Origin of the sequence: Arthrobacter sp. 'calajunan' (assembly GCF_046940185.1) — a bacterium.
GTDB lineage: Bacteria > Actinomycetota > Actinomycetes > Actinomycetales > Micrococcaceae > Glutamicibacter > Glutamicibacter soli.
Window position 1 is genome coordinate 1 of record NZ_JBKZDY010000028.1, and the last position, 422, is coordinate 422.

1 pseudogene is annotated in these 422 nt (G+C 66.4%); it reads right to left on the minus strand.

Annotated features, from left to right (window positions below):
* Nucleotides 1–422: pseudogene (locus tag RF641_RS17510) on the minus strand (serine hydroxymethyltransferase); the annotation flags it as partial.

The following is a 422-nucleotide window of genomic DNA, read 5'->3' on the forward strand; positions in this document are numbered from 1 at the left end:
GGGACGATGTTGAACAGGCGGCCGGAGAAGTTGATCTTCATGCCGTGGGTCAAATGCCCGCCGTGGGCCAGGTTCAAGCCCAGCACGGTATCGCCCGGACGCACCAGCGCGTGGTAAACCGACGCGTTGGCCTGGGCCCCGGAGTGCGGCTGGACGTTGGCGAACTTCGCGCCGAACAGTTCCTTGACGCGCTCGATGGCCAGGGTCTCGATGACGTCGACCTCTTCGCAGCCGCCGTAGTAGCGGCGGCCCGGGTAGCCCTCGGCGTACTTGTTGGTCAGCACCGAACCCTGCGCCTGCATCACGGCCTGGGCCGTGTGGTTTTCCGAGGCGATCATTTCCAGGCCGCGCTGCTGGCGGGCCAGCTCAGCATCGATCCGCTGCGCCACCTCCGGATCCAGCGAAGCAAGGGACTCGGTCAG